We start from the raw sequence: 23,102 nt of genomic DNA, 5'->3' as shown, positions 1-23,102 counted from the left end.
GTTGTTGGATCCGACGTTGGCGATGCCGACGTTGTTGATGCCGTTGTTGAACAGGCCCAGGCTGCCGAATTGGGTGAGGGGATTGGTCGGGGTGAAGTGCGGGCTGGTGTTGCCGAAGCCGACGTTGACGCTGCCGGTGTTCCAGCCGCCGACGTTGAAGACGCCGTTGTTGGCGATGCCCACGCCGCCGAACAGGGTGATCGGGTTGGTGGGGGTGAAGTTGGGGCTGATGTTGTTGATGCCGAAGTTCAGCGTGCCGTTGTTGAAGAAGCCCACGTTGCCCTGGCCGACGTTGCCGTAGCCGTAGTTGGGCAACTCTCCCGCGGCGGAGGACACCAGCCCGGACAGCGTGTTGCCGAACGCCTGGGCCGGCGCAAGTAACTGTGCGGCCGCTGCCGAGGCTCCGGCGTGGTAGCCGACCATCGCGGCCACGTCCTGGGCCCACATCTCTTCGTAGATGCTTTCGGCGGCCGCGATCGCGGGGGCGTTCTGTCCGAACAGATTCGACAGGACCAAGGACACGAAGTTGGAACGATTGGCCGCTACTAGCCCGGGGTGCACCGTGGCCGCCAGTGCGGATTCGAACGCACCGGCGACGGCCTGAGCCTGGGCGGACGTTCCGGACGCTTGCGTTGCTGCGTTGCTCAGCCAGCCGGCATACGGGGCGGCCGCAGCCAGCATCGCCTGAGACGCGGCACCCTGCCATGCCTGGCCGGCCAACCCGGAGGTCGTCGAGGCGAACGACTCCGCCGCCGAATCGAGCTCGGAGGCCAACGCGTTCCAGGCGGCCGCGGCCTCCAACATCGGAGCCGAGCCGGCACCGGAAAACATCCGCAGGGAATTGATTTCTGGTGGCAGCACCAGGAAGTTCATCAGCCACTACCTTTCTAACCCGATATAGCCCGATACGGCCCTAGTCTGAGGCGTCGTGTCACACACGATACATATCCATATCCGATCCGATGGGTTATTCAATACATTCCCAGATATGATCCGCAGACCTATACCGTGTGATAACGTGGCCTCTTTTCCTCGCCCGAACACCACATGAGTGACGCCAGGAGCCCGGCACTGACCAAGGTGCCAGCGGTCACTCTGGGCTTTTGGGTGATCAAGATCTTGGCGACGACATTGGGTGAGACGGGTGGGGACACCGTCACCATGACCCTGAATTGGGGCTATGTGGCCGGGGTAGTGCTGTTCGGTGTCGCGCTGGTCGTGCTCGTTGCCGCGCAGCTCTACGCGAAGCATTTCCATGCGAGTCTCTACTGGGCGACGATCGTGGCATCAACGACGTTCGGAACCACGTTGGCCGATTTCGCGGACCGGTCGCTGGGCATCGGCTACGCGGGCGGATCGCTACTGCTTCTTACTTGTCTCTTGGCGATCCTTGCCTTTTGGCGTTGGTCGCAGGGAACCGTCTCGGTCAGCAGCGTTTCGACGCCGAAAGTAGAGGCGTTCTACTGGGCGACCATTACGTTTTCGCAGACGCTGGGCACCGCGCTGGGGGATTGGCTCGCCGACACTCCCGGATTTGGTTACGAACGTGGCGCTTTGGTCTTCGCCGCGGCCCTTATCGTGGTCGTGGGCCTCTACTTTTGGACCAGTGTTTCGCGTGTCGTCTTGTTCTGGGTCGCTTTCATTCTGACCCGGCCACTGGGCGCGACGGTGGGTGATTTCGTTGATAAGCCAGTGGCCGAGGGTGGTCTCGCGCTAAGTCGTCCGCTGGCCTCAGCGGTGATCGCGGCCATCATCATCGTATTGATCGTTGTTCTGCCACAGCGTCCCGGACGGCACCTGGGTCGGGCCGAAAGAGCTTGATGTACAAATAGTTTCAGCGTCATGAGGGCCGCCGAGGCAAGGAACACGGCAGACCGAACCACGGCAGCATGTCGTTATCGAAGCGGGTCATCGCGCAAATGCGGTCGCCGGTGACGGTCAGGACGAGCAGGCCGGCTCCATGGCGGATGCCGCCATTGGCAGCACGACGGTAGGCTCCGAAAGCCAGCTGACCGTTAGCCCGGGTTGGCACCAGGTCATACGTCCCGCCGGGGCGAAAAACGGCGGCGTAGAAGCGAGCAACGACATTGCGGCCATGATATTCGAGGGGAATCGGTGGCATAGAGATATAGGCGTCGTCGGTCAGCAGCGCGACCAGTTCATCGACATCGCCGGCTTCGTAGGCGCGAACGAATTTGGCCACCAGCGCCCGCTCGGCGGGTGAATCGGGGGTGGGAGGGGGTTCGCCGCGGTCGGCCGGCAGATGTTGGTTGAGGTTGACGCGGGCCCGCTTGAGGGCACTGTTCACCGAGACGACTGTCGTGCCGAGCATGTCGGCGACCTCGGCGGCGCGGTATCCAAGGACCTCGCGCATGATGAGCACGGCGCGCTGGCGGGCGGGCAGGATCTGCAGGGCGGTCACGAAAGCCAGCGAGATCGCCTCGCTTTGTTCGTAGCGGGCCTCCGGGCCCAGCGGTGCCTCGAGCCCACCCTGCATGAGCGTGTCGGGATATGGCTCGAGCCATACGATTTCGCCAAGCTTGCTCCGCTCGGGCAGCTCATTCTCGGAGATGTTCCACTCCTTGGCCGGACGGCGGTTGGCCGAGCGCAGCGCGTTGAGGCAGCGGTTGGTCGCTATGCGATACAGCCACGTGCGGATCGAGGCGCGTCCTTCGAACCCGTCGAGACCTTGCCATGCGGCCAGCAGCGTGTCCTGCAACATATCTTCGGCATCCTGCAGGGATCCCAGCATTCGGTAACAGTGCACCAGTAGCTCGTGCCGGTGCGGCTCGGTCAGATCCCGGAACGCATCGCCGTCCCCGGCACGCGAGCGGCTGATCAGGTCGATTGTTGCCACGTTTCACCACTCCACCCTCGCGTCATGCTCTTCCAGTATTGACACCGGCGGAGCGGCGAAATGGGCGCAGATTCACCGCCTATTTTTGCGACGCGGCGACATCTACATCTTCGACGGCAAAGCGGTGCGCCGCAGGCCGGTTTATGCCACCGAAATTCATTGCTAGACAGAGGGAGCATGATCGTGAGCGATTTGTCGGATAAGACAACCATCGTCGTCGGGGCGAGCCGGGGCTTGGGCCGTGGCATCGCGCTGAGGTTCGCTGCAGCCGGTGCGGCGGTGATCGCGGTGGCCCGGACTGGGCCGGTGCTTGCCGAGCTGTCTGACATCAGCGCGAACATTACAACCGAGGTTGCCGATGCCACCGATCCCGCGGTGGCCTGCGATCTGTTCGACCGCTACGAGCCATCGATTCTCGTGGTGGTCGCTGGTGCAAGTCCGGTGATGCGTCCGCTTCAGCATCAAACCTGGGAAACCTTCTCCGCCACCTGGCACAACGACGTCAAGATAGCCTTTACCTGGTTGCGTGAGGCGCTGCTGAAACCCATGACGCCAGGCAGCCGTGTGGTGGTTGTGAGCAGCGGTGCGGCAATCAACGGGTCGCCGGCCAGCGGAGGCTATGCCGGATCCAAAGCCACGCAACGGTTTATCGCGCAATACGCCCAGGACGAGTCGCGTCGGGCCGGGCTGGGCATTACCTTCACAACTGTCCTGCCCCGAATGACGCCATTCGGGGACGTCGGCAGGCGCGGGATTCGTGCTTATGCCGCGCGCAGTGGACAGAGCGAGGAGGCCTATCTGCGGCAGCTCGGTGCGGTGCTCACTCCAGAGATCGCCGGCTCGGCCGTGGTGGACCTGGTGCTGGCAGACCCGACCACCACGGACCTGGGCTACATACTGACCTCTGCCGGGCTGCAGAGCCTGACTCCTCAGTGACATTCGGCCCTCAGGCGGCAGGTACTTGGCCCCTCACTGGAACCGGGTTCCTGATGTTTACATGACGTCATGTCGAAGAAAATCGCCCAACGGCGAGGCTCGGCAAGGTTTTCCCGGGGTTCGCGCCTGCGACGGCGCGGCGTGGTTATCTGAGCCGGTGAACATTGTGGACCGGTCAGTAGCCGCGCCGCAGCGAGTGAATTTGGTGTTGGCCACCTGGGTGTCAATGGTGTGCTTTTGGGCGTGGAATGTGATCGGCCCAATGTCGACCACCTACGCCAAGGAGATGCATCTGAGCAGTGCCGCGGCATCGTTGCTGGTTGCCACGCCGATTCTGGTGGGATCGCTGGGACGCATCGTTACCGGACCGCTGACGGACCGCTTCGGTGGGCGAGTCATGCTGATCGCGGTATCGCTGGTGGCGGTCGGCCCGGTACTCGGGGTGGGGGCGGCCGCAGCGGCGAAGTCGTTTCCGCTGTTGCTGCTATGCGGATTTTTCCTCGGCCTGCCGGGCACGATATTTGCGGTCGGCATCCCGTTCGCCAACAACTGGTATGAGCCGGCTCGCCGTGGTTTCGCCACGGGTGTGTTCGGGATGGGGATGGTCGGCACGGCGGTGTCCGCGTTTTTCACACCGCGCTTCGTGCGCTGGTTCGGGCTGTTCACCACCCACGTCATCATCGCGGTGCTGTTGGCGCTGACGGCGCTGGTGGGCATGGCGGTGCTGCGAAACGCTCCGTATTTCGTCCCTAACACCGATCCGGTGCTGCCAAAGCTCAAGGCCGCTGCGCGATTGCGGGTGACGTGGGAGATGGCGTTGCTCTATGCGGTGGTGTTCGGCGGATTCGTGGCGTTCAGCACCTACTTGCCCACCTACATCAAAACCATCTACGGGTTCTCCCCGGTGGATGCCGGGGCCCGCACTGCGGGGTTCGCGTTGGCGGCGGTGCTGGCGCGCCCGGTGGGCGGGGCGCTGGCCGACCGTATCGCCCCCAAATACGTTGTGCTGGCCTCATTGGCCGGCGTGGCGGTAATGGCGCTGGTCGCGGTGTTTCAGCCGCCGCCGGACAAGTGGTCGGCCGCAACGTTCATCACGCTGGCGGTGTTCTTGGGCATCGGGACCGGCGGAGTGTTCGCCTGGGTGGCCCGGCGCGCACCAGCGTCATCGGTAGGTTCTGTCACCGGAATCGTTGCTGCCGCAGGGGGATTGGGTGGCTACTTCCCGCCGCTGGTGATGGGTGCGACCTACGACCCGGTGCACAACGACTACACGATCGGGCTGCTGCTGCTGGTGATCACGGCGGTGCTGGCGTTCGGCTACACAGCGCTGCGGCTGAAATCTCATGAGCGCGTGGGTGAGCCGGAAAAGGCGCCCGCGTGAGGCCCCGCACTGGTGGAGTTCTTGAGCAGCTGCTCGAGCTCAGCGGCCGCTTCTTCACACCCGGTGAGTTCTCAGACGATCTGCGGACGGTGACGCGCCACGGTGGGCGCGAGGGCGATGTGTTCTACCGCGACCGATGGAGTCACGACAAGGTCGTCCGCTCCACGCATGGGGTCAACTGCACTGGGTCGTGCTCGTGGAAGATCTACGTCAAGGACGGCATTATCACCTGGGAGACCCAGGAAACCGACTATCCCTCGGTCGGCCCGGACCGACCCGAATATGAACCGCGCGGTTGCCCACGCGGCGCGGCGTTCTCTTGGTACACCTACTCGCCCACCCGGGTGCGCCATCCGTACGCGCGTGGCGTATTGGTCGAAATGTATCGGGAAGCCAAGGCCCGGTTGGGCGATCCGGTGCTGGCGTGGGCCGATATCCAGGCCGACCCGCAGCGGCGGCGTCGCTACCAGAATGCCCGCGGCAAGGGCGGATTGGTGCGCGTGACGTGGGCCGAAGCCACCGAGATGATCGCGGCCGCACATGTGCACACGATCAAGACGTACGGCCCGGACCGGGTAGCGGGTTTTTCGCCGATACCGGCGATGTCCATGGTCAGCCACGCGGCTGGATCGCGATTCGTCGAGTTGCTCGGCGGCGTGATGACGTCATTCTACGATTGGTACGCCGACTTGCCGGTGGCCTCTCCGCAGGTGTTCGGGGATCAAACCGACGTCCCGGAGTCCGGAGACTGGTGGGACGCAAACTATTTGGTGATGTGGGGCTCCAACGTTCCGGTTACTCGCACCCCCGATGCGCATTGGATGGCCGAGGTGCGCTACCGCGGCACCAAGGTCGTCACGGTCAGCCCTGACTATGCCGACAACACCAAATTCGCCGACGAGTGGATGCCGTGCGCGGCGGGCACCGACGGCGCACTGGCTATGGCGATGTGCCACGTGATCCTATCGGAATGTTTTGTGCACAAACGGGTTCCATTCTTCGTCGACTACGTGCGCCAGTACACCGACCTGCCCTTCCTGGTGAAACTCGAGCGCCGCGGCGACACCTTGGTGCCCGGAAAGTTCCTCACCGCCGCCGATCTCGGCACAGACGCGGGAGCCGTAGAGAACTCTGCGTTCAAACCCGCACTGCTGGACGGTGCCACCGACACGGTGGCGGTGCCGCACGGCTCCCTGGGCTTCCGGTTCGGCGCCGACGGCGTGGGCAAGTGGAATCTGGATCTAGGCGATCTGGTGCCAGCTCTCACGGTCGCCCACCACGACAGCAGCGAGACCGCCGTCATCGAACTGCCGTATTTCGCCACGTTCGACGGGCACGGTACGACGCTGAGCCGCGGGGTGCCGGTGCGGCAGGTGGGTGAACACCTGGTGTGCACCGTGTTTGACCTGATGCTTGCCCAGTACGGGGTGGCTCGACCGGGACTGCCCGGTGAGTGGCCATCCGGTTACGACGATGCGGCGACTCCCTACACGCCGGCCTGGCAAGAGGCCATCACCGGGGTGTCGGCAGCGCAGGCGATTCGGGTTGCGCGCGAATTCGCCCGCAACGCAGAGGAATCGGGTGGCCGGTCGATGATCATCATGGGTGCCGGAATCTGCCAATGGTTCCACGGTGACGCGACCTACCGCGCGGTGTTGTCGCTGCTGCTGCTCACCGGATCGATGGGCCGCAACGGTGGCGGATGGGCGCACTATGTCGGTCAGGAGAAGTGCCGCCCAGTCACGGGCTGGGCGACGATGGCGATGGCCACCGACTGGTCGCGCCCGCCGCGGCAGATGGCCGGTACGTCGTATTGGTACGTCCACACCGACCAGTGGCGTTACGACGGCTACCGTGCCGACGCGTTGGCCAGCCCGGTCGGTCGGGGCCGCTTCACCGGGAAACACACGATGGACGTGATGGCCTCTGCGGTGGCCATGGGCTGGACGCCGTTCTATCCACAGTTCGATCGCTCCAGCCTGGATGTGGCCGACCAAGCACGCGAGGCGGGTCAAGACATCGCCGGCTATGTCGCTGAGCAGCTCGCGTCGGGGGACCTACGCCTTGCTGTCACCGATCCAGACAACCCGGCGAACTGGCCGCGGGTGCTCAACGTGTGGCGGGCCAACCTGCTGGGCTCGTCGAGTAAGGGCAACGAATACTTCTTGCGTCATCTGCTGGGTACCACGGCAAACCTCCAAGCCGAGCCCGCACCGAAAGCGCTGTGGCCCAACGACATCGTGTGCAGCCATGGCATACCCGAGGGCAAACTCGATTTACTGATGTCGATCGACTTCCGGATGACGTCTACCACGCTGCTCTCCGATGTCGTGCTGCCGGCGGCCACATGGTACGAGAAGGCCGACCTGTCCAGCACCGACATGCATCCGTTCGTGCACGCCTTCAGCCCGGCAATCGACCCACCGTGGGAGACACGCTCGGACTACGAGGCATTCGGCGCGATCGCTCGATCGTTCTCGGCGTTGGCGCGTGACCATCTGGGTACCCGCACCGACGTCGTCCTTGGTGCACTGCAGCACGACACCCCGGCCGCGATGGCCTATCCCGCGGGAACCCAACATGATTGGCGGTCGGCCGGGGCGGTCCCGGTGCCGGGTAAGACGATGGGTCCGGTGGCTGTGGTGGAGCGCGACTACACCGCGATCGCCGACAAGTGGGCCGCACTGGGCCCGCTGGTGGACACGCTGGGGCTGACCACCAAGGGGCTGACCACACATCCCACCAAAGAAGTCGACGAGCTGGCCGCCCGGTTCGGTGTAATGGATTCCGGTGCGGCCGAGGGCCGGCCGGCGATCACGACGGCGGCGCACATGGCCGACGTCATCCTGGCTCTGTCGGGTACGACTAACGGCAGGTTGGCGGTTCAGGGATTTCGGGAGCTGGAGGAGCGCACCGGCCGGTCGCTGGTGCACTTGGCCGAAGGCAGTGAGGAACGACGCATCACCTACGCCGACACCCAGGCTCGTCCGATGCCGGTGATCACCAGCCCGGAGTGGTCGGGTAGCGAAACCGGAGGGCGCCGGTACGCGCCGTTCACTGTGAACATCGAGGAGCTCAAGCCATTTCACACGCTGACCGGGCGGATGCACTTCTACCTCGACCACGACTGGCTCGAGGAACTGGGCGAACAGCTGCCCGTCTATCGGCCGCCGCTGGACATGTCGCGGCTGTTCGGCGAGCAGCACGTCGACGACGGGGTCGCGCTGACCGTGCGCTATCTGACTCCCCACTCCAAATGGTCGATTCACTCCGAATACCAAGACAATCTGTTGATGCTGTCGCTGTCGCGGGGCGGGCCCACCATGTGGATGAGTCTGGCCGATGCCGCGAAAATCGGTGTATCCGACAATGATTGGGTGGAGGCCGTCAACCGGAACGGTGTCTTGGTGTGCCGGGCCATCGTGACCCACCGGATGCCCGACGGCGTCGTCTACGTTTATCACGCTCAGGAACGCACCATTGACACCCCGCTGTCAGAGACGACGGGTAACCGTGGCGGGATCCATAATTCGCTGACGCGGCTGCTCATCAAGCCCAGTCACCTGGCCGGCGGTTATGCGCAGACGTCGTTCGCGTTCAACTACCTTGGCCCCACCGGCAACCAACGCGACGAAATAACCGTCGTGCGCCGCCGGTCCCAGGAGGTGCGGTACTGATGCAAGTCATGGCACAGATGGCGATGGTGATGAACCTCGACAAGTGCATCGGCTGCCACACTTGTTCGGTCACCTGCAAGCAGGCCTGGACCAACCGGCCAGGAACCGAATACGTCTGGTTCAACAACGTCGAAACCCGCCCGGGCCAAGGATATCCGCGTACCTATGAAGACCAGGACCGCTGGCGCGGCGGCTGGAAACGCGACCGGCGCGGACGGCTGCGGCTGCGCGACGGCGGGCGGATCGCGAAGCTGCTGCGCATCTTCGCCAACCCGAAGATGCCTGCGATCACCGACTATTACGAGCCGTGGACCTACGACTACGAAAACCTGATCAACGCGCCCCTGGGGGAGCAGATGCCGGTTGCCCCGCCGCGCAGCCTGATCAGCGGCAAGCCCATGAAGGTGTCCTGGTCGGCCAACTGGGACGACAACCTCGCCGGCTCGGCTGAAATCCTGCCCGACGATCCGGTGCTGAAAAATGTGAGCGCGCAGGTCAAATTGCAGCTCGAGCAGACTTTCATGTTCTACCTGCCCCGGATCTGCGAGCATTGCCTGAACCCATCTTGCGTGGCGTCCTGTCCTTCCGGGGCGATGTACAAACGCACCGAGGACGGGATCGTGCTGGTCGACCAGGACCGGTGCCGGGGCTGGCGGATGTGCGTGTCGGGCTGTCCCTATAAAAAGGTGTACTTCAACCACAAGACCGGCAAAGCCGAAAAGTGCACGCTGTGTTACCCGCGACTCGAGGTGGGGCTGCCGACGGTCTGCTCGGAAACGTGCGTCGGCCGGCTGCGCTACCTTGGCCTCGTCCTCTATGACGTTGACGCCGTATCGGCAGCGGCCTCGGTGGAAAACGACCAGGAGCTGTACGAGGCACACCGGCGAATCTTGTTAGACCCCAGCGACCCTCACGTCATTGCCGCCGCCCGGGCCGAGGGCATCTCCGACGAATGGATAGAGGCTGCGCAGCGCTCACCGGTGTATGCGCTGATCAACACCTATCGGGTGGCGCTCCCGCTGCACCCGGAGTTCCGCACGATGCCCATGGTGTGGTACATCCCGCCGCTGTCACCCGTGGTCGATGCGATCAGTCGCGACGGGCACGACGGCGAGGAGTTGGGTAACCTGTTCGGCGCGATTGAGGCGCTGCGAATCCCGCTCGAGTATCTGGCTGGGCTGTTCACCGCCGGCGACACCGCCGTTGTCGAATCGGTGTTGCGCCGGCTGGCCGCGATGCGCTCCTACATGCGCGACATCAGCCTCGGCCGTCAGACCCAGCCGCACATCCCGCAGTCGGTGGGGATGACCGAGGAACAGATCTACCAGATGTACCGCCTGCTGGCGCTCGCCAAATACGAAGAGCGCTACGTGATTCCAACCGCATACCCGGTCGAGGGCGAAAGCGTAGAGGAGCCCGGTTGCGCACTGTCGTTCGAGGGCGGGCCGGGCATGTACGAATCAGGGCCGTTCGGAGAGGCCAGTGGGGGACCGGTGCCCGTTGCGGTCGAGACGTTCCACGCATTGCGGCACCGGCAGACGACCGAGGGGATGGCCGCCAACGCCGAACGGCCGTCGCGGGTCAACCTGCTCAACTGGGATGGCCGTGGCGTGCCGGTAGGTATGTTCCCGCGTGAGGGTTCGCAGCGATGAGAAGACCCGCAATGCAGGACAGGTTGGTGTGGCAGTGCGCGTCGCTGCTGCTCGGGTATCCCGACGGCAAGCGTCTTGCCGACGCCGACGAGTTGTTAGCGCACATCAAAGGTGCCCAGGCAGAACGCCTTCGGCGCACAGCACAGGCCTTACGCTGCGCCGGTCCCGTCACGCAGGCCGCCGATTACGTCGACACGTTCGACCTGCGCCGCAGTACCACGATGTACCTGACCTACTGGACGGCGGGAGACACCCGCAACCGGGGCGCCGCGATGCTGCAATTCGCGGCGGCGTATCGCGACGCCGGCGTCGCGCCGCCCAACGACGAGTCGCCCGACTACCTGCCCGTGGTGCTCGAGTTCGCCGCGAACGTAGACCCCGGTGCTGGACGGCGGCTGCTGATCGAGCACCGACTGCCCATCGATGTCCTGCATCAAGCGCTCGTCGACGCCGAGTCGGCGTATCAGCACGCCGTTGCCGCCGTGCTGGCCACGCTGCCGGCCACGACCGATACCGAGGCGCGACGGGCCCGTCGGCTCGCCGAGGCTGGTCCGCCCGTGGAAGCCGTTGGCTTGCAGCCATTCACGTTGACTGTGCCGCCCAGACGTCCGGAAGGAGCCCGCCGGAGTGCTCGGTGAAATCTTTTGGGACGTCGCGCCATATTTGACGCTCGCGATCGCCGTCGTTGGCAGCGTGTGGCGTTACCGCTACGACAAATTCGGCTGGACCACACGATCGTCCCAGCTTTACGAGGTCCGGCTGCTGCGCATCGCCAGCCCGCTGTTCCACTTCGGCATCCTCGTGGTGGTGGCCGGACATGTGACCGGTCTGGTGATTCCCGAGTCATGGACGAGCGCAGTCGGTATGAGCGAACACACCTATCACCTGCAGGCCATCGCGCTGGGCACCATCGCCGGAATAGCAACGCTCGTCGGCGCGGCATTGCTGATCGCCCGGCGACGTAGCACCGGCCCGGTGTTCATGGCGACGACAGTCAACGACAAGGTGATGTACGTCGTGCTGGTGGCCGCGATCGGTGCCGGCTTATACGCCACCGCATTGGGTTCCGGTGTATTCGGCCAGGCGTACAACTACCGCGAATCGGTATCGGTGTGGTTCCGCTCGATCTGGGTGTTGCAGCCCCGCGGCGACCTGATGGCCGAGGCGCCGTTGTACTACCAACTACACGTACTCATCGGTCTCGCGCTGTTCGCCTTGTGGCCGTTTACCCGCCTCGTGCACGCGTTCAGCGCACCCGTCGGATATCTCTTCCGGCCGTACATCATTTATCGCAGCCGAGGCGCCAGACATCATCGCGACGTTATTGCGACGCGTGCGCGCCAGCGCGGATGGTGACTGGGCAAGCACAACCTCGCCCGCCAGCCCCGGATCGTTGTGGTGCAGGGCGCAACGAGGCCTGTTGGCTGATCCGCGGTGCAGTAGACACAATTTTCCAATGGTCCTGCGGCCCAGCATATTTCGTCACCGTGACATATTGAACGGCGTGTGAGGGGCATATCAGTGGAAGTGGGGCGGGACAAGGAGGTGACGGGCGGGGCGAGGCGGGCTGTGGCCGCGGCTCAGGACGGCACATCGGATGCTCTCCGAAACACCGGATAACCAGAGTTCCAATTCGGCGTCGTGGCGTACACAATCCTGATAGGAATCCGCCCGTGCTTGTTGAGGTCAGACGGGACGACGATGCACACAGTCCACGTGCGGCGCGCCGTAGCTGCGCCAATCGACGAGGTGTTCGACTGGGTTGTGGACGGAAGGAACTGGGGCAAGGTGCAAGCGTTGTCGACCATACCGCCAGCGCAGCACGACGGTGGATCGATGATCCTCCGAGAAATTCCCGGGGGCACCGAAGTCCTGTGCTCAAGCAGCTTCGAAGTGAAAAGCCCGTTCCTGGCCGAGTTACTGACACGGCTCTATGGCCACGGCATCGGCTTGGGATTTCGGATGATTCTGCGGACCGCAGAGCGGGCGCTCGTCCGCGGTCGCGTGACCCAGTCAACGCAAGCAGTTGGAAAGCCCGCGGCCCCAAAGCAATTCGTCACAGTGACGTATTGCCGGCCGCGCCGGGACGGCTATGTGGCCGGCCCTGGGGTTCGCTCAAGGTTTCACCACCTCGACCCATGCGCAACAGATTCGGCGGCAATCGGACAGTGGCCAACCGCCCGCAGGAACCTTGCATCCGTTCTCGGTGGTTCTCTATTCCGTGCTGGCCGGCGGGGCGCAGCGGCGTAGATCCGCTGGGGAATGAGCCAATTCAATCGTCAAGAGGTGCGAGTCTTTCATCCAGCCAACTCGTCCAGCCACCTGCCTTTTGCCGATAAGCGACATTATGTCAAGTAGAGTAGGCCTTTGCCATCCGGTCAATCACGGATCCGAATGCCCCTCACCCGCTGCACTTGTGTTGAGGCCCGCTACGGAGTTCCCGCGTTCCAGTTGCGGCAAATCGCGGCGATCTGCCCATCGCCCATGCTGATCTGGAGCCCGACACGTTCCGGATCGGCGACGACACCCGACCATCTGATCGCCTTGCACTTCGACCCCGATGTCGCCGCGGTGGCCGCATGAATGGCCGGCTTTGCTCGTCCGAACGACTTCCGGTGCGTCGGGTTGTCAGTGGCGGTTTGGCACCCCCGCTTCTTAAATACCCGCCTGGGCGTAGACGTTCTTGTGGATCGTTTCGCAGATGTCCTCGATGGGGAGGTCGTTTGCGTCATGCCCGAAGGGGCCTTCGATCTCGACACCGATTTCCTCGATGCCGAAGAGGGTGTAAGCGATGATAAGGACGTCGACAATGGTCGTCCAGCCGAAGGTCTCGACCATGGCGAAGGGGAGAGTGAAGCAATAAAGTACGAGCGAGCGGCGCAGGTGAACGGCGTAGGCGAAGGGCATGGGCGTCTTGCGAATTCGTTCGCAGCCGCCGAGGTAGTCGATCAATAGCTGGATGTTCTGGTCCATCGACGTGAGCATGATGTCAGAAATCAGGCCGCGCTCGCGCGCCTCCCGGAGGCAATCGGACATGTTGCCGGCGACAGCGAGAGCGGGATGCTGGGCGTCGACCGCCTCCTGCGCCTCGGTGGGCGGAAGTTCAGTGAGTTGTGGCCCGAGGCCTTCGGTACCGCGCAGGCTGTGCATGGCCGCCCAGGGAAAGGCGGCTGTCCATCGGGCGAGTCGGGCGACCAGCGCCGGATCCCCCTTGATGTATACGCTGGCGCTCCGGACTAGGTTCCGTGTTTCATTCACGATCCCTCCCCATAGTTTGCGTCCCTCCCAGAAACGGTCATAGCTGGAGCTGGTGCGGAACACCAGAAGGAGACCGAGGGCGAGGCCCATCAGTGTGTGTAGTTGGATCGGCATGCCGACTGGAGCGACATACTTGTGAAAGGTGACAACCGCCGCCGACCAAGCTACGCATAGGGAGACTCGGCCGCTGATCTCCCGGACCAGCGAGCCGCGGATGTCAAAAAAGTGGTCCAGCCATTTGTGCGAATCGTATTGGATCATAATCAATTTCGCGTAGTAGGGATCGAGGGTTCAGGCGCGGGCGCAGGGCTCTCCTGAGGGTCTCGAAGGAGACGGCTGTCGCGCGCTCCCCGCCGGCGTATCCGGCTGCTAACCCATCGTCAAGATCGCACCCGCGACGAGGCCGATCAGCACCATGAGGGATGCCGAAATCACTGTGATCGCCGCGCGCACGATCTCTTCTTCGGTGGGTCGCCAACGCGGCTTCGATTCGACGAGAACGGTGTCCCCTCGGCAGCCAAATGCGTTGATGCTGGCAACCGCCGAGAGGAAATCGTCGTGCTCGTAGGCCGCGTATTTCTCGACTGGGTCGTACGCGCCGACTGCGGTGGTCATATCACAGCCCCCAAGGCTTGCCGACGCCGATAGGCGTTGAATGGGTCGAACGCCGAGGCATTCTCGTATATCCAAGATACGAGCGCGAAATCGCGATTGCGGCAACGATCGCTAACGGTCACAGCACAGAGTCGTGCTGTGCGCCAACCATGCTCGGCTAGCGGCACCCTACCGCCGCGTCACGTCGAAACAGTTTCTCTAACAAGCAACTTCACGGCCCCCCGACTCGACTGCAAGACCCAAGATTCACGCGGGAGCAGCCGCATGGAACGTTCGGCGCCGCCGCGCGGACCGATTGCCTCAAGCCGGCGCACACCATCATCGAGAGACCAATGGGAGCCCAGGCCGGCGTGCTCAACGATCGCGATCTGCCCCTCCCCTCGCCGATCCGTGGAGGGTTCACGGATCGTGTCGGAGGAATATGGCGGAACCGAATATGGCGGGTTACCAGTACCCCAGAGGTGCTAGCTCTCCGGTACGCTCCGGCGGTGGACACCGAGACCCCGCCGACCGGCCCGTCCGGCCTGGTACGCACACACGAGCCGCCACCTCCCGAGCTGGTGCGTGATGGTCGCTACCGGTTCGGCACCTACAACGGCCCGATCGCGCAGATCAACCCTCTCGACGTTGTCACCGCCACCGGAGTTCGAGGTCGCCTGCAGCGTGCTGCGCGCAACGCCCGGCTCAAGGAGTGGGAGGCGTTCCAGCTGGGTGACGACGCGGTGTTCGTGCTCGGCGCCGTCTACGACACGAAGTCGATCTCGCTGCTGCAAGTGCTGGTCGTTGACAAGCAGGCGGCCACGATCCGTCGGTGGGAGCAGAAGGTGCCGACCTCGATGGTGCATGTGGCTCGCGGCCTGGATCACACCCGGTCCCACGGTCGCGTCGGACGTTTCTCGCTGCAGCTGACCAACGAGATGGACTCGGGCCTGGTCGCGGTGGACGCCAGCCACCCTGGGCGCGGCGCGCTACCGCCGCTGGAGCTGCACGGCGCCGGGCGCTGCGGCCCCGGTGAGGCGGGACACTTGGTGATCTGCCACCCCTTCGCCGACGATCGTGCGCTGTACTCGCACAAGACGATGATGCCGTTCGCCGGCACGCTCCGAGCCGGCGCCGAGGTCACCGTGTTCGACCCCGACCGTTCGTTCATGATCCTCGACGACCACCACGGGGACTACCCCTCGCCTATGCAGTACGACTGGGTGACCGCGGTGCGCTGTAGCGATGGGGGCCGGGTCGAGGGCTTTAACCTGACCGACAACCAGGTGCGCGACCCGCAGCGCTACAACGAGAACGCCGTCTGGCTCGGCGACCGGGTCCACCGCCTGCCCGCGGTCCACGTGGAACGGCCCGACGGGCCCTGGGGTTCCTGGATCGTGCGCGATGCCGACGGGTCGGGCCAGGTCGATGTGCGGTTCACGCCGACCGTTCGTTCCGAGCTGCACGTCGGCCCGCGCCGATCGCTCGCCGAGTATTACGCCCCCTTCGGCTGGTACGAAGGCCGGATCCACACCGACGACGCCGACCTTTCGGTCGATGGCATGTTCGGCATGGGCGAACAGAAGTTCATCCGCGTCTAAGCCAGCGGGGACGGCGGGAGCGGGGCTGGGGTTGTCGATCACGTGTTGTGAGCTGAGCCTCGCAGTTGACCGCAGCGAGCTTAGCCCCGACGTCCACCTTTGTGACGGGAATCCGATCGCAATCGAAATCGCCAACTACATTGCGACACAAGGGCGTTAGTTGCATACGCGTAGATGGCGCTTGCCTTCATCCGGCCGCCAAATAAGAAAATCGCCCCTGTACCCGAGGCCAGAATGGGGGCAAGATTGGGCGTATTGAATCGGGAGCAAAGGCGGCCTTGCGTCGGGTAACGCCTCGTGTCACCCCTTCGCCGCGGTCTGCACGTTGGGGCTGTCGAGTCGCTGCCCCGGCCTTGTCATGGGGAAATAGCTATCAGAGGATCCGTTGAGAAAGCGAGTGACTGATGCCGCTGCCCTACCGGCCCGGATCGAACGGGCCAGAGATCACCTACTGGCAGGGCTGGTTCAAGCGGTGGTACCCCACCTCGGCGCCGCCGGTCGACGGCTATTACGGCAACGACGAAGTGCGCTCGGTCAAAGAACTGCAGTCTCACTTGGGGCTGCCGCAGACCGGTGAGTTCGATGTGGTGACCGCGGCTCGGGCCGGCTACACCGCCCCCGCCGGCACACCGCCACCCGCGGCCCGGGCGGCAGCTCCGCGTCACTTGGCGGTAGTGCATCGCGGCACCGGCGGCATCATCGGTGAGGACTACGTCAGTCGAGTCTGTCAGGCCGTATCTGATCTAGTCGAAGAGCAGAATCCAACGTGGGCTGCAACGATGGGCGGGTTGCCGGTGGGTGTCGCCGGTAACCCCGCAGACCCGTCGATGAACGCGGCGGTAGCCGAAGCGCTTACCGCCGGGCAAAGCATGATCACCAGTGCGCTGCAAGCCAACCCCAAGAGGAAAGTCATCCTTGGCGGCTATTCGGCTGGCGCTGAGGTCACCGCACGGCTACGCAAGTGGATGGCCGAAACCCATCCCGACAACTACTTGTGCAGCTTTTCGCTCGGCGATCCGACGCGTCCCCCGGGCGGATGTTTCTACCCGTTCGACGGGTGGGATCCCGGCGGTCAGGGCATCGCCTCATGGCACTACGGCGACGTACGTGATGCGCGGCACTGCTGGCTAACCAACATCAGTGCGCCCGGTGACATGTACGGTCGCGTGCCACGGGGCAAGACCGGCGAAATCATGCAGGACGCCTACGACATGGTGACTGACTTCAGCTTCACCGACCCCGTGACCGCCGCGCAGGCGATCGTGCGCGCCATTCCTGAGATCGCCGAGGATTCCGGCATCGAGGTGCCCGCGGCCCTGAAAGCGGTCGCCGGCGGGGTCGGCGGCATCGCTCAGTACATGATCCCGCTGCTGCTGGGCGGGTTGGCCGGGTTGATCGGCTTCGGTAACCCCGACACCTTGACCGGCACCGCGGCCGCAGCTGCGGCAGCACGAATTGGTTTGACGTTCCTGGCCGCTGGTACTGGCCCGCACATCCGCTACCACATTGACGAGGTCTGGCCCGGCCAGACGTATCTTGGCCTCGCAATTCAGCACGTACGCGACTGGGCTACCCGGGTTGCCCCAGTCGCTGCCTAAACAAGGTTGCTGACGACGACATCATCGACATCTGGATGCGGCCCGAGGGTCCCGACTTCAATGTTCGGTAACTGATTGTCGGCGGCAGCTACGGCGAATAGGGAGGCCGCGGAATAGAAAGCGTCTTCGGTCATGAGGCCGCGCCGGGCCATTTCAATGCGATCCACTGGTCTACCCCATCGACTGCTGAAAAGCCGCTTGAGTTGGATGGGATCTGGCCGGTTCAGATTGAGATGTGGTTTTCGGCTGGCTAATTCAGCACGCTTCGCCAGTGCACAGGCCACCGCCTTCCGCCATTCGGGCAGTCTTGGATCATCGCGCAGAAGCTCGAGGAAATGCTGCACAGCCGGCAGTGACCGGGTGAAAAGCAGTGTGCGCGTTGTTATCCGCGCCGCGACCGCAATCTGGTCGTCGCGTAAGGCCTCACATTCCACGGCGGTGAGCCATTGTTCACTCACCGATCTGGGAAACCCGGTCTCGTCAATGATGCCGGTGACCAAAGCATGGCGATGTGCCACAGCCTCCAGCGCACGCCGGTAGGTGCCGTACCTGACTTCCGCCCCTTCATCGGCGATAGCCTTCGCTGCGCGGTCACGTACGCTACCGAGATCCTCGGGGTGCCTCAATGTCCAGTGCCATGCAGCGACTTGTTCCAATGCGGGCAGATACGCCCAGCGGTCGGTCGCGCACACACACAACAGCGATAGCACATCCACGTCGAGGACGTCGACGACGGACTTGCCGCCGGTTGCGTCCGGTACGGTCACCGGTACCGGCGGTGCCCATCTCTGCTGCCACCGCTTAGACCAGATCGTCGGCTGCGGCCCCGGCCGAACCGCGTAATCCCCTGGTTGCCGGGCGATTTGATTCAGCGCGAGCACCGCATCGGCATGTTTGATGTCGACCCGCATCGATCGCAGCTGCCGTGCCAATTTTGGGCGGTCTGGGGCCCCCACGGCCTTGAGCAGCTGATCCCAGGTGCGCAGAGTAAAAGGTGTGTTGCGAGCCGTTTCGATGAGCCGGGCGGCCAGCAATTTCGTCATCGCGCCGGATTCGACTGCCACAGCGACGGTTTGACGGATATTGACCAGCGCATCAACAAAGACGGGGTAACCGTCTTCGGGATCTCCGTGCACCATGCCCACCTCGTCGTCAGCCTCCAACAGCCCGCTTCGGTAACTCTCGAACACCCAGCCGTAGCCCTCCATACCGAATGGATGTAACTCGGCAGCACGCAATGCCCCCATGCTGGAAGATCCAACTACCCGGATCCCGTCGGCGATTAGAGTCAGTAGCTCCTTGTGCCGAACAGACGGGTGCTGAAAGAACAATCCGTCGATGATCAGCAGCGTGTCGCCCGGCTGCAATCCGTACCCGAAAGCCTGGCCGAAGGAAATTGGCGGCGCGACTTCGGCATCGGGCACCACCGCGCGGATATCTTCGACACCTATGGTGGGCCCGGCGGTGACCACGACCCGTCTGCTGGTCGTCATGCTATCTCCTGCAATGGAATTCGGATCGGCGAAGAAATCGACGCCTTCAGCCCGGGTGCTATCACCTTCACTACCGGAACGCAGGCTTCGGCGAAATTGCATACCACCGCCAATGGCTCGTAGCCGGCTGCGTCCGCCACAGCTGTTGCCGCCGAGGACACCAACATCTCAAGCGCGCCGGTGCCGGAGACGTTCCACGATATTGGGCCGGCATCAGGGAGTTGCCGCGTCGTTCGCTGGATTGGTGCATAGGTGTGTACCCGCGCGAAGCGGTTGTATATGGCGGCAGGCAGATCCTCACGGGCACCGCTGATGGCCGTCAGGCGCGATTGGGCGGCTTCGGTAATCGCCCGTGACAACGCAACATTGGGGTCGTGATGCAGTCCGTAGCCACTGAATGGCAATTCGGCCATCGCCGACCTCAGATCGGCGCTAAAACAGTAGAAGCCGTCCCAGGTGTTGATTTGGGTGATCTGCAATTGACTTCCGGCCCGACGAATCTTCTGCACCAACCCGGCGCAATCCGAGCCCGCAACAGCGTCGAGAGGCACCTCGAACATTGTCCGCGCCGGTTCAGCGGTAGCCAGGGCATGTCGTTCCATGATCTCGTACAACCCATGCAGACACGCTTCGTGATAACTATTGCCTGACGCCAACCCCGTAGTGTCCATTGAGAATATCGGCGGATCCCAACTATCGGCGACCGCGACATTGACAACAACGGCCAACCAGGGCACAAAGGTCCGGCGGCCACTCAACAAGGTGGTAGCGATCATCCAATCAAGGCTGGCCCCGCAGTGGTAGAGGCTGCCGGGTGGACGACGCAGTTGCGCCGGATCATAGGTCGGAGCCGACGGTAAACTCGTTGCGGCCGTGGCGAACAGGTCGGGTAGGACATTCTCGGCGTGCCAATTCTCCAGGGATTCCATCACGGCAGAGACTTGGGCGGCGCGGTAGGTGGCGGCCTTTCCCTGACTGACCGACAACGTCAAAGACGCAGGGCGCACCGCCTGCACGGTCGGGATTCCGAGATCATCCAGCCACGTCAGATCGGCAACCCGCGTTATGCCCGCCCGCTCATACACAGGCTGAAGAGCCAGCCATGTCTCCTCTGGAGAGATGGTCCGGTGAGTACCCGCCCGATACCCGATAGTCGTCGGATCAGCATGACCGAGCACCATTTCGGGCCAATGAGACCAATCCGGACCCAAGACATTGCCCACGTCAAAATCACCCCACGTCGCCACGGCCACAATGCTTCTTGCCACGGGTCGGCGGGCCTCACACCCAGCGTCATGAGGCCCCGCCGAACACCTTGTATCACTGGTCGAAATTGTCTGAACTGAACAAGGCGGGCATATAGGCCGAGTAGGAAGCTTCCTGCTCGGTGAACAGCAGTTCGTGTGACATGAGATCACCTCCTTTCGTCACGTACGCGGTGCATCTGGACAGCAGGTGAGGCGCGCGCCGCTCTCGCAGCCGTTATCACTTTCGCGTGAAAGCCTTTGATGACGAGCGAAATTGAGGGGCGGACAAAACTTTGAAACCAGCCAATCAGCGGTGATCCGGCCTCGACGTCATCGCCGTCATATGCCGCGGATCTCGCAGAAAGCCTAAAAATGCCTTGCGTTGCAAGGGATTGCGATACGACTGATCCGTCACGGTGGCTACTCTAACGATCTATGTATCCTGTGATACACAACATTTCGCACCATCTTTGTGTGTAATTTGCACTATCGCGATGTCGGAGCAGTGTGGCGCGGACACCTGCCATCTGCCGCTCCCACCTGGTTGGCGTCCTCCCCCAGTCTTAGGACATGAGCAGCAGCGCAGAAGTGATGACCATGACGGCGGCGGTGCCGCCATGGACTCCCCAGGCGATGGACTTCGAGCCGCCGATGCCGAGCACAATCGCCGCGTCGGCGAGCGGGACGATCGTGGCGGCCAACATCACCCAGCCGACGAGGTGGGTCGCGCCGGCGACCATCAGGACGATGACACACAACCCCAATGCGATGTCGCGGACGCCCTTGACGCCCATGTAGGCGCCCACGGACAGCTGGTTCAGATCTGGAAGCACCCCGTAGCCGGCGGCGGCGACGCGCGGCGCGACGAGGAAGCGTGCGCCGATGAAGATGATGCCCGCGGCGAGAAGTCCGGCGAGCGTATAGCCGATGATGGTGACGGTCATCTCGAGCACTCCTGAGGTCTAGCTAATCGGTGAGAACGACGTTGGCTCAAGCGCTATCGACTGAACGTCGACGATCTCGGCGGTCTCGAAACCGGCCATGTCGGCAGCGAACTCCGGGCTGGCCATGACCTGCCGCGTCACTTGCTTCGGGGTCGGCGCTCGGTGGGTAGTTGATAAGTCGGTCTCTTTCAACGTGATTCAGGTGATATAGATCTGCGGCGGGCGTATCAGATCATCAGCGCCACGCATAGGGCGGCCACTGCCAGACCTTGCAGCACCGCGCGAGCACCAATCATCGAGTCCCACTTCGCCTGTAGCGCACGCCCGTTCGGGAGCACCTGGCCTGCCTCGGCCGCGGCCGTCAGCTGCCGATTGATGGGCGCGCTCACCCGTGTATAGAGCGCAAGCCAGATCAACAGCAGGGCCAACGCGGTGCCCGCCGCGAACGCCTGCACCCGGTGCGCGGCCACCGCGGCCAGCACCGCGCTCGCCGCGGTAGCGACGATCCCGAGCACCCCGGGCACCGGCATCCGCCGATCTCCGTACCGGTGCACGCGTCCGGTGACGCCCACCAGGGCGCCGTCGTCGACCAACGCCAAGGCCGGCCGGAGCACGATCGCGCAAAACACATCGGTGCCATAGACCACGGCGGTTCCCAGCACCGCGATCAGTGCGGTGGCACGAGTTAGGAGATCCAAGCCCATGTCGTAACTCCTCCCGGTCGGCGCGTGCTAGCAATGCTAACGCTTGGTTATCTGTGCGTCAATAGCAGCGCTAGCATTTCTATCGGTGCTACCATGCGCTATGGCAATCGAGGATCGACGAGAGCGTGAGCGGTCCGCCCGGCGGCGGCTGATAGTCACGACGGCCCGCAAGCTGGCGGAGGCCGAAGGCTGGGATGCCGTCACCACCCGTCGGCTGTCCACTGAGATCGAATACAGCCAGCCTGTGTTGTACAAGCACTTCGCCGGTATGGAACAAATCTCGGACGCAGTCGCGATCGACGGGTTCGACGAGCTTGCCGAGGTGATTCGGGCCGCCCGCTCCGACGCTGACGCGCCGGGCGATGCTCTTTCTCGGATTGGCCACGCCTATTTGGGTTATGCCCGCGACAACCCGGCTGTTTACGACGCTATGTTCAGCCGTGCGACCAGCTTGCGCTTCGCCGCCCAAGACACACCGCCTGAGCTTTCGGCGGCCTTTGCCGAGCTGCGCCAAGCGGTGCGTCTCGTCGCTGACGAACAAGACGCTGACACGCTCACCGAAGTTTTCTGGGCCGCGCTGCACGGACTGGTCGTCCTCAGCGGTACAGGACGACTACGTCCTTCCTACGAGGCGGACCGTCTCCAGCTGCTGGTCAAGCAGTTCGCGAGCCGGCAGGTCAGGGAATGAACTTGGGACCACCCGCCCGGAAACTAGCCCGCTTTGCCGTCGGCTCCGCCGACACCGTCGATGCCTGCGGAACCGTCATTGCCCGAGACCTGGGATCCGGAGCCAGGCGAGGGAACCGGGCCGCCGGCCCCGGCGCTCCCGCCGCTGCCCAAGGCGCCGCCGGTCCCGCCCGCGGCACCGGTTCCAGCGGAGCCGTTGATGCCTGGCCCGCCCAGTAGTTGACCGCCGGCGCCGCCCACGCCTCCCACGCCGGCAACACCACCACCGCCACCGGCGCCGCCCGAGCCACCCATGCCGCCGGAACCGCCGCTACCGCCATACATCACGTTCGGCCCGGGGTCCCAGGCGATAGCGCGGCCGCCATTGCCGCCGTCACCGCCCGTGCCGCCGCCACCGGCTGCACCGCCCCGGCCGCCGTCACCGCCGAGGCCGCCGCTCCCGCCGGTGCCCAACCATCGCGAAGCGGCACCGC

General features: G+C 63.9%; 19 protein-coding genes and 2 pseudogenes. 11 read left to right on the top strand and 10 right to left on the bottom strand.

Annotated features, from left to right (window positions below; all coding sequences use genetic code 11):
* Positions 1-873: PPE family protein (locus AWC27_RS11715; protein ID WP_139836934.1), on the bottom strand; the 873-nt coding region annotated here is incomplete at its 3' end.
* Positions 874-1,047: 174 nt separating this feature from the next.
* Here AWC27_RS11715 and AWC27_RS11710 point away from each other — a divergent pair.
* Entirely contained in the window at positions 1,048-1,821 is a 774-nt protein-coding gene (locus tag AWC27_RS11710; protein ID WP_085670636.1) for a COG4705 family protein, read from the top strand.
* A 19-nt stretch (positions 1,822-1,840) separates the two neighbouring features.
* Here AWC27_RS11710 and AWC27_RS11705 read toward each other — a convergent pair whose 3' ends face one another.
* Entirely contained in the window at positions 1,841-2,857 is a 1,017-nt protein-coding gene (locus AWC27_RS11705) for a sigma-70 family RNA polymerase sigma factor (protein ID WP_085670635.1), read from the bottom strand.
* A 183-nt stretch (positions 2,858-3,040) separates the two neighbouring features.
* Between AWC27_RS11705 and AWC27_RS11700 the strand changes: the two genes are divergently transcribed.
* The 7 genes and pseudogenes from AWC27_RS11700 (at position 3,041) to AWC27_RS31000 (ending at position 13,086) form a co-directional block, all read left to right on the top strand.
* Positions 3,041-3,793, top strand: a complete 753-nt coding sequence (locus tag AWC27_RS11700) for an SDR family NAD(P)-dependent oxidoreductase (RefSeq protein ID WP_085670639.1) — start codon at positions 3,041-3,043, stop codon at positions 3,791-3,793.
* Between the two features lie 226 nt (positions 3,794-4,019).
* Positions 4,020-5,174 carry a nitrate/nitrite transporter gene (locus AWC27_RS11695; protein ID WP_085670638.1) on the top strand — a complete coding sequence of 385 codons (1,155 nt, stop codon included), beginning with the start codon at positions 4,020-4,022 and terminating at the stop codon, positions 5,172-5,174.
* Positions 5,171-8,851 (top strand): nitrate reductase subunit alpha, encoded by a 3,681-nt coding sequence (locus tag AWC27_RS11690; protein ID WP_085670634.1) that lies wholly within the window; start codon positions 5,171-5,173, stop codon positions 8,849-8,851. The genes AWC27_RS11695 and AWC27_RS11690 overlap by 4 nt, the downstream gene beginning before the upstream one ends.
* Entirely contained in the window at positions 8,851-10,503 is a 1,653-nt protein-coding gene (narH, locus tag AWC27_RS11685) for a nitrate reductase subunit beta (protein WP_085670633.1), read from the top strand. The genes AWC27_RS11690 and narH overlap by 1 nt, the downstream gene beginning before the upstream one ends.
* Positions 10,500-11,141: a nitrate reductase molybdenum cofactor assembly chaperone gene (narJ, locus tag AWC27_RS11680; RefSeq protein WP_211281609.1), complete on the top strand. Its 642-nt coding sequence runs from the start codon at positions 10,500-10,502 to the stop codon at positions 11,139-11,141. The genes narH and narJ overlap by 4 nt, the downstream gene beginning before the upstream one ends.
* Positions 11,137-11,859 (top strand): annotated as a pseudogene (narI, locus tag AWC27_RS11675) (respiratory nitrate reductase subunit gamma); the annotation flags it as partial. The gene narJ and the pseudogene narI, both read left to right, overlap by 5 nt.
* 1,038 nt (positions 11,860-12,897) lie before the next feature.
* Positions 12,898-13,086 carry a hypothetical protein gene (locus tag AWC27_RS31000; protein WP_169726764.1) on the top strand — a complete coding sequence of 63 codons (189 nt, stop codon included), beginning with the start codon at positions 12,898-12,900 and terminating at the stop codon, positions 13,084-13,086.
* 72 nt (positions 13,087-13,158) lie between these two features.
* On the opposite strand, the gene AWC27_RS11660 is transcribed toward AWC27_RS31000, so the two are convergent.
* Positions 13,159-14,022 (bottom strand): bestrophin family protein, encoded by an 864-nt coding sequence (locus tag AWC27_RS11660; protein WP_085670630.1) that lies wholly within the window; start codon positions 14,020-14,022, stop codon positions 13,159-13,161.
* 108 nt (positions 14,023-14,130) lie between these two features.
* Positions 14,131-14,376: a hypothetical protein gene (locus tag AWC27_RS11655; RefSeq protein WP_085670629.1), complete on the bottom strand. Its 246-nt coding sequence runs from the start codon at positions 14,374-14,376 to the stop codon at positions 14,131-14,133.
* A gap of 488 nt (positions 14,377-14,864) precedes the next feature.
* On the opposite strand from AWC27_RS11655, the gene AWC27_RS11650 reads away from it, so the two are divergent.
* Together AWC27_RS11650 and AWC27_RS11645 are read left to right on the top strand one after the other, a co-directional pair.
* Positions 14,865-15,956 (top strand): DUF2804 family protein, encoded by a 1,092-nt coding sequence (locus AWC27_RS11650; RefSeq protein ID WP_245847009.1) that lies wholly within the window; start codon positions 14,865-14,867, stop codon positions 15,954-15,956.
* Positions 15,957-16,360: 404 nt separating this feature from the next.
* Positions 16,361-17,554 carry a peptidoglycan-binding domain-containing protein gene (locus tag AWC27_RS11645; protein ID WP_085670627.1) on the top strand — a complete coding sequence of 398 codons (1,194 nt, stop codon included), beginning with the start codon at positions 16,361-16,363 and terminating at the stop codon, positions 17,552-17,554.
* On the opposite strand, the gene AWC27_RS11640 is transcribed toward AWC27_RS11645, so the two are convergent.
* The 5 genes from AWC27_RS11640 to AWC27_RS11625 form a co-directional block, all read right to left on the bottom strand.
* Positions 17,551-19,047, bottom strand: a complete 1,497-nt coding sequence (locus tag AWC27_RS11640) for a TfuA-like protein (protein WP_085670626.1) — start codon at positions 19,045-19,047, stop codon at positions 17,551-17,553. The two genes, AWC27_RS11645 and AWC27_RS11640, sit on opposite strands and share 4 nt — an antisense overlap.
* Positions 19,044-20,228 (bottom strand): YcaO-like family protein, encoded by a 1,185-nt coding sequence (locus AWC27_RS11635; protein WP_085670625.1) that lies wholly within the window; start codon positions 20,226-20,228, stop codon positions 19,044-19,046. Before AWC27_RS11635 ends, AWC27_RS11640 begins: the two co-directional genes overlap by 4 nt.
* A gap of 629 nt (positions 20,229-20,857) precedes the next feature.
* The gene (locus AWC27_RS11630; RefSeq protein ID WP_085670637.1) at positions 20,858-21,238 is read right to left on the bottom strand and encodes a DUF4267 domain-containing protein; all 381 of its coding nucleotides are present in this window, start codon (positions 21,236-21,238) and stop codon (positions 20,858-20,860) included.
* Positions 21,239-21,256: 18 nt separating this feature from the next.
* Positions 21,257-21,379 (bottom strand): hypothetical protein, encoded by a 123-nt coding sequence (locus AWC27_RS32690; protein ID WP_264079141.1) that lies wholly within the window; start codon positions 21,377-21,379, stop codon positions 21,257-21,259.
* Positions 21,380-21,465: 86 nt separating this feature from the next.
* A complete protein-coding gene (locus AWC27_RS11625) occupies positions 21,466-21,942 on the bottom strand; it encodes a DUF1772 domain-containing protein (protein WP_085670624.1) in 477 nt (158 codons plus the stop codon).
* Positions 21,943-22,042: 100 nt separating this feature from the next.
* On the opposite strand from AWC27_RS11625, the gene AWC27_RS11620 reads away from it, so the two are divergent.
* Positions 22,043-22,630: a TetR/AcrR family transcriptional regulator gene (locus tag AWC27_RS11620; protein WP_085670623.1), complete on the top strand. Its 588-nt coding sequence runs from the start codon at positions 22,043-22,045 to the stop codon at positions 22,628-22,630.
* A gap of 23 nt (positions 22,631-22,653) precedes the next feature.
* Here the strand turns inward: AWC27_RS11620 and AWC27_RS32685 are convergent.
* Positions 22,654-23,102 (bottom strand): annotated as a pseudogene (locus AWC27_RS32685) (PE-PGRS family protein); the annotation flags it as partial.

The organism is Mycobacterium szulgai (assembly GCF_002116635.1).
GTDB lineage: Bacteria > Actinomycetota > Actinomycetes > Mycobacteriales > Mycobacteriaceae > Mycobacterium > Mycobacterium szulgai.
This window is presented reverse-complemented; position numbering and strand designations above follow the sequence as displayed.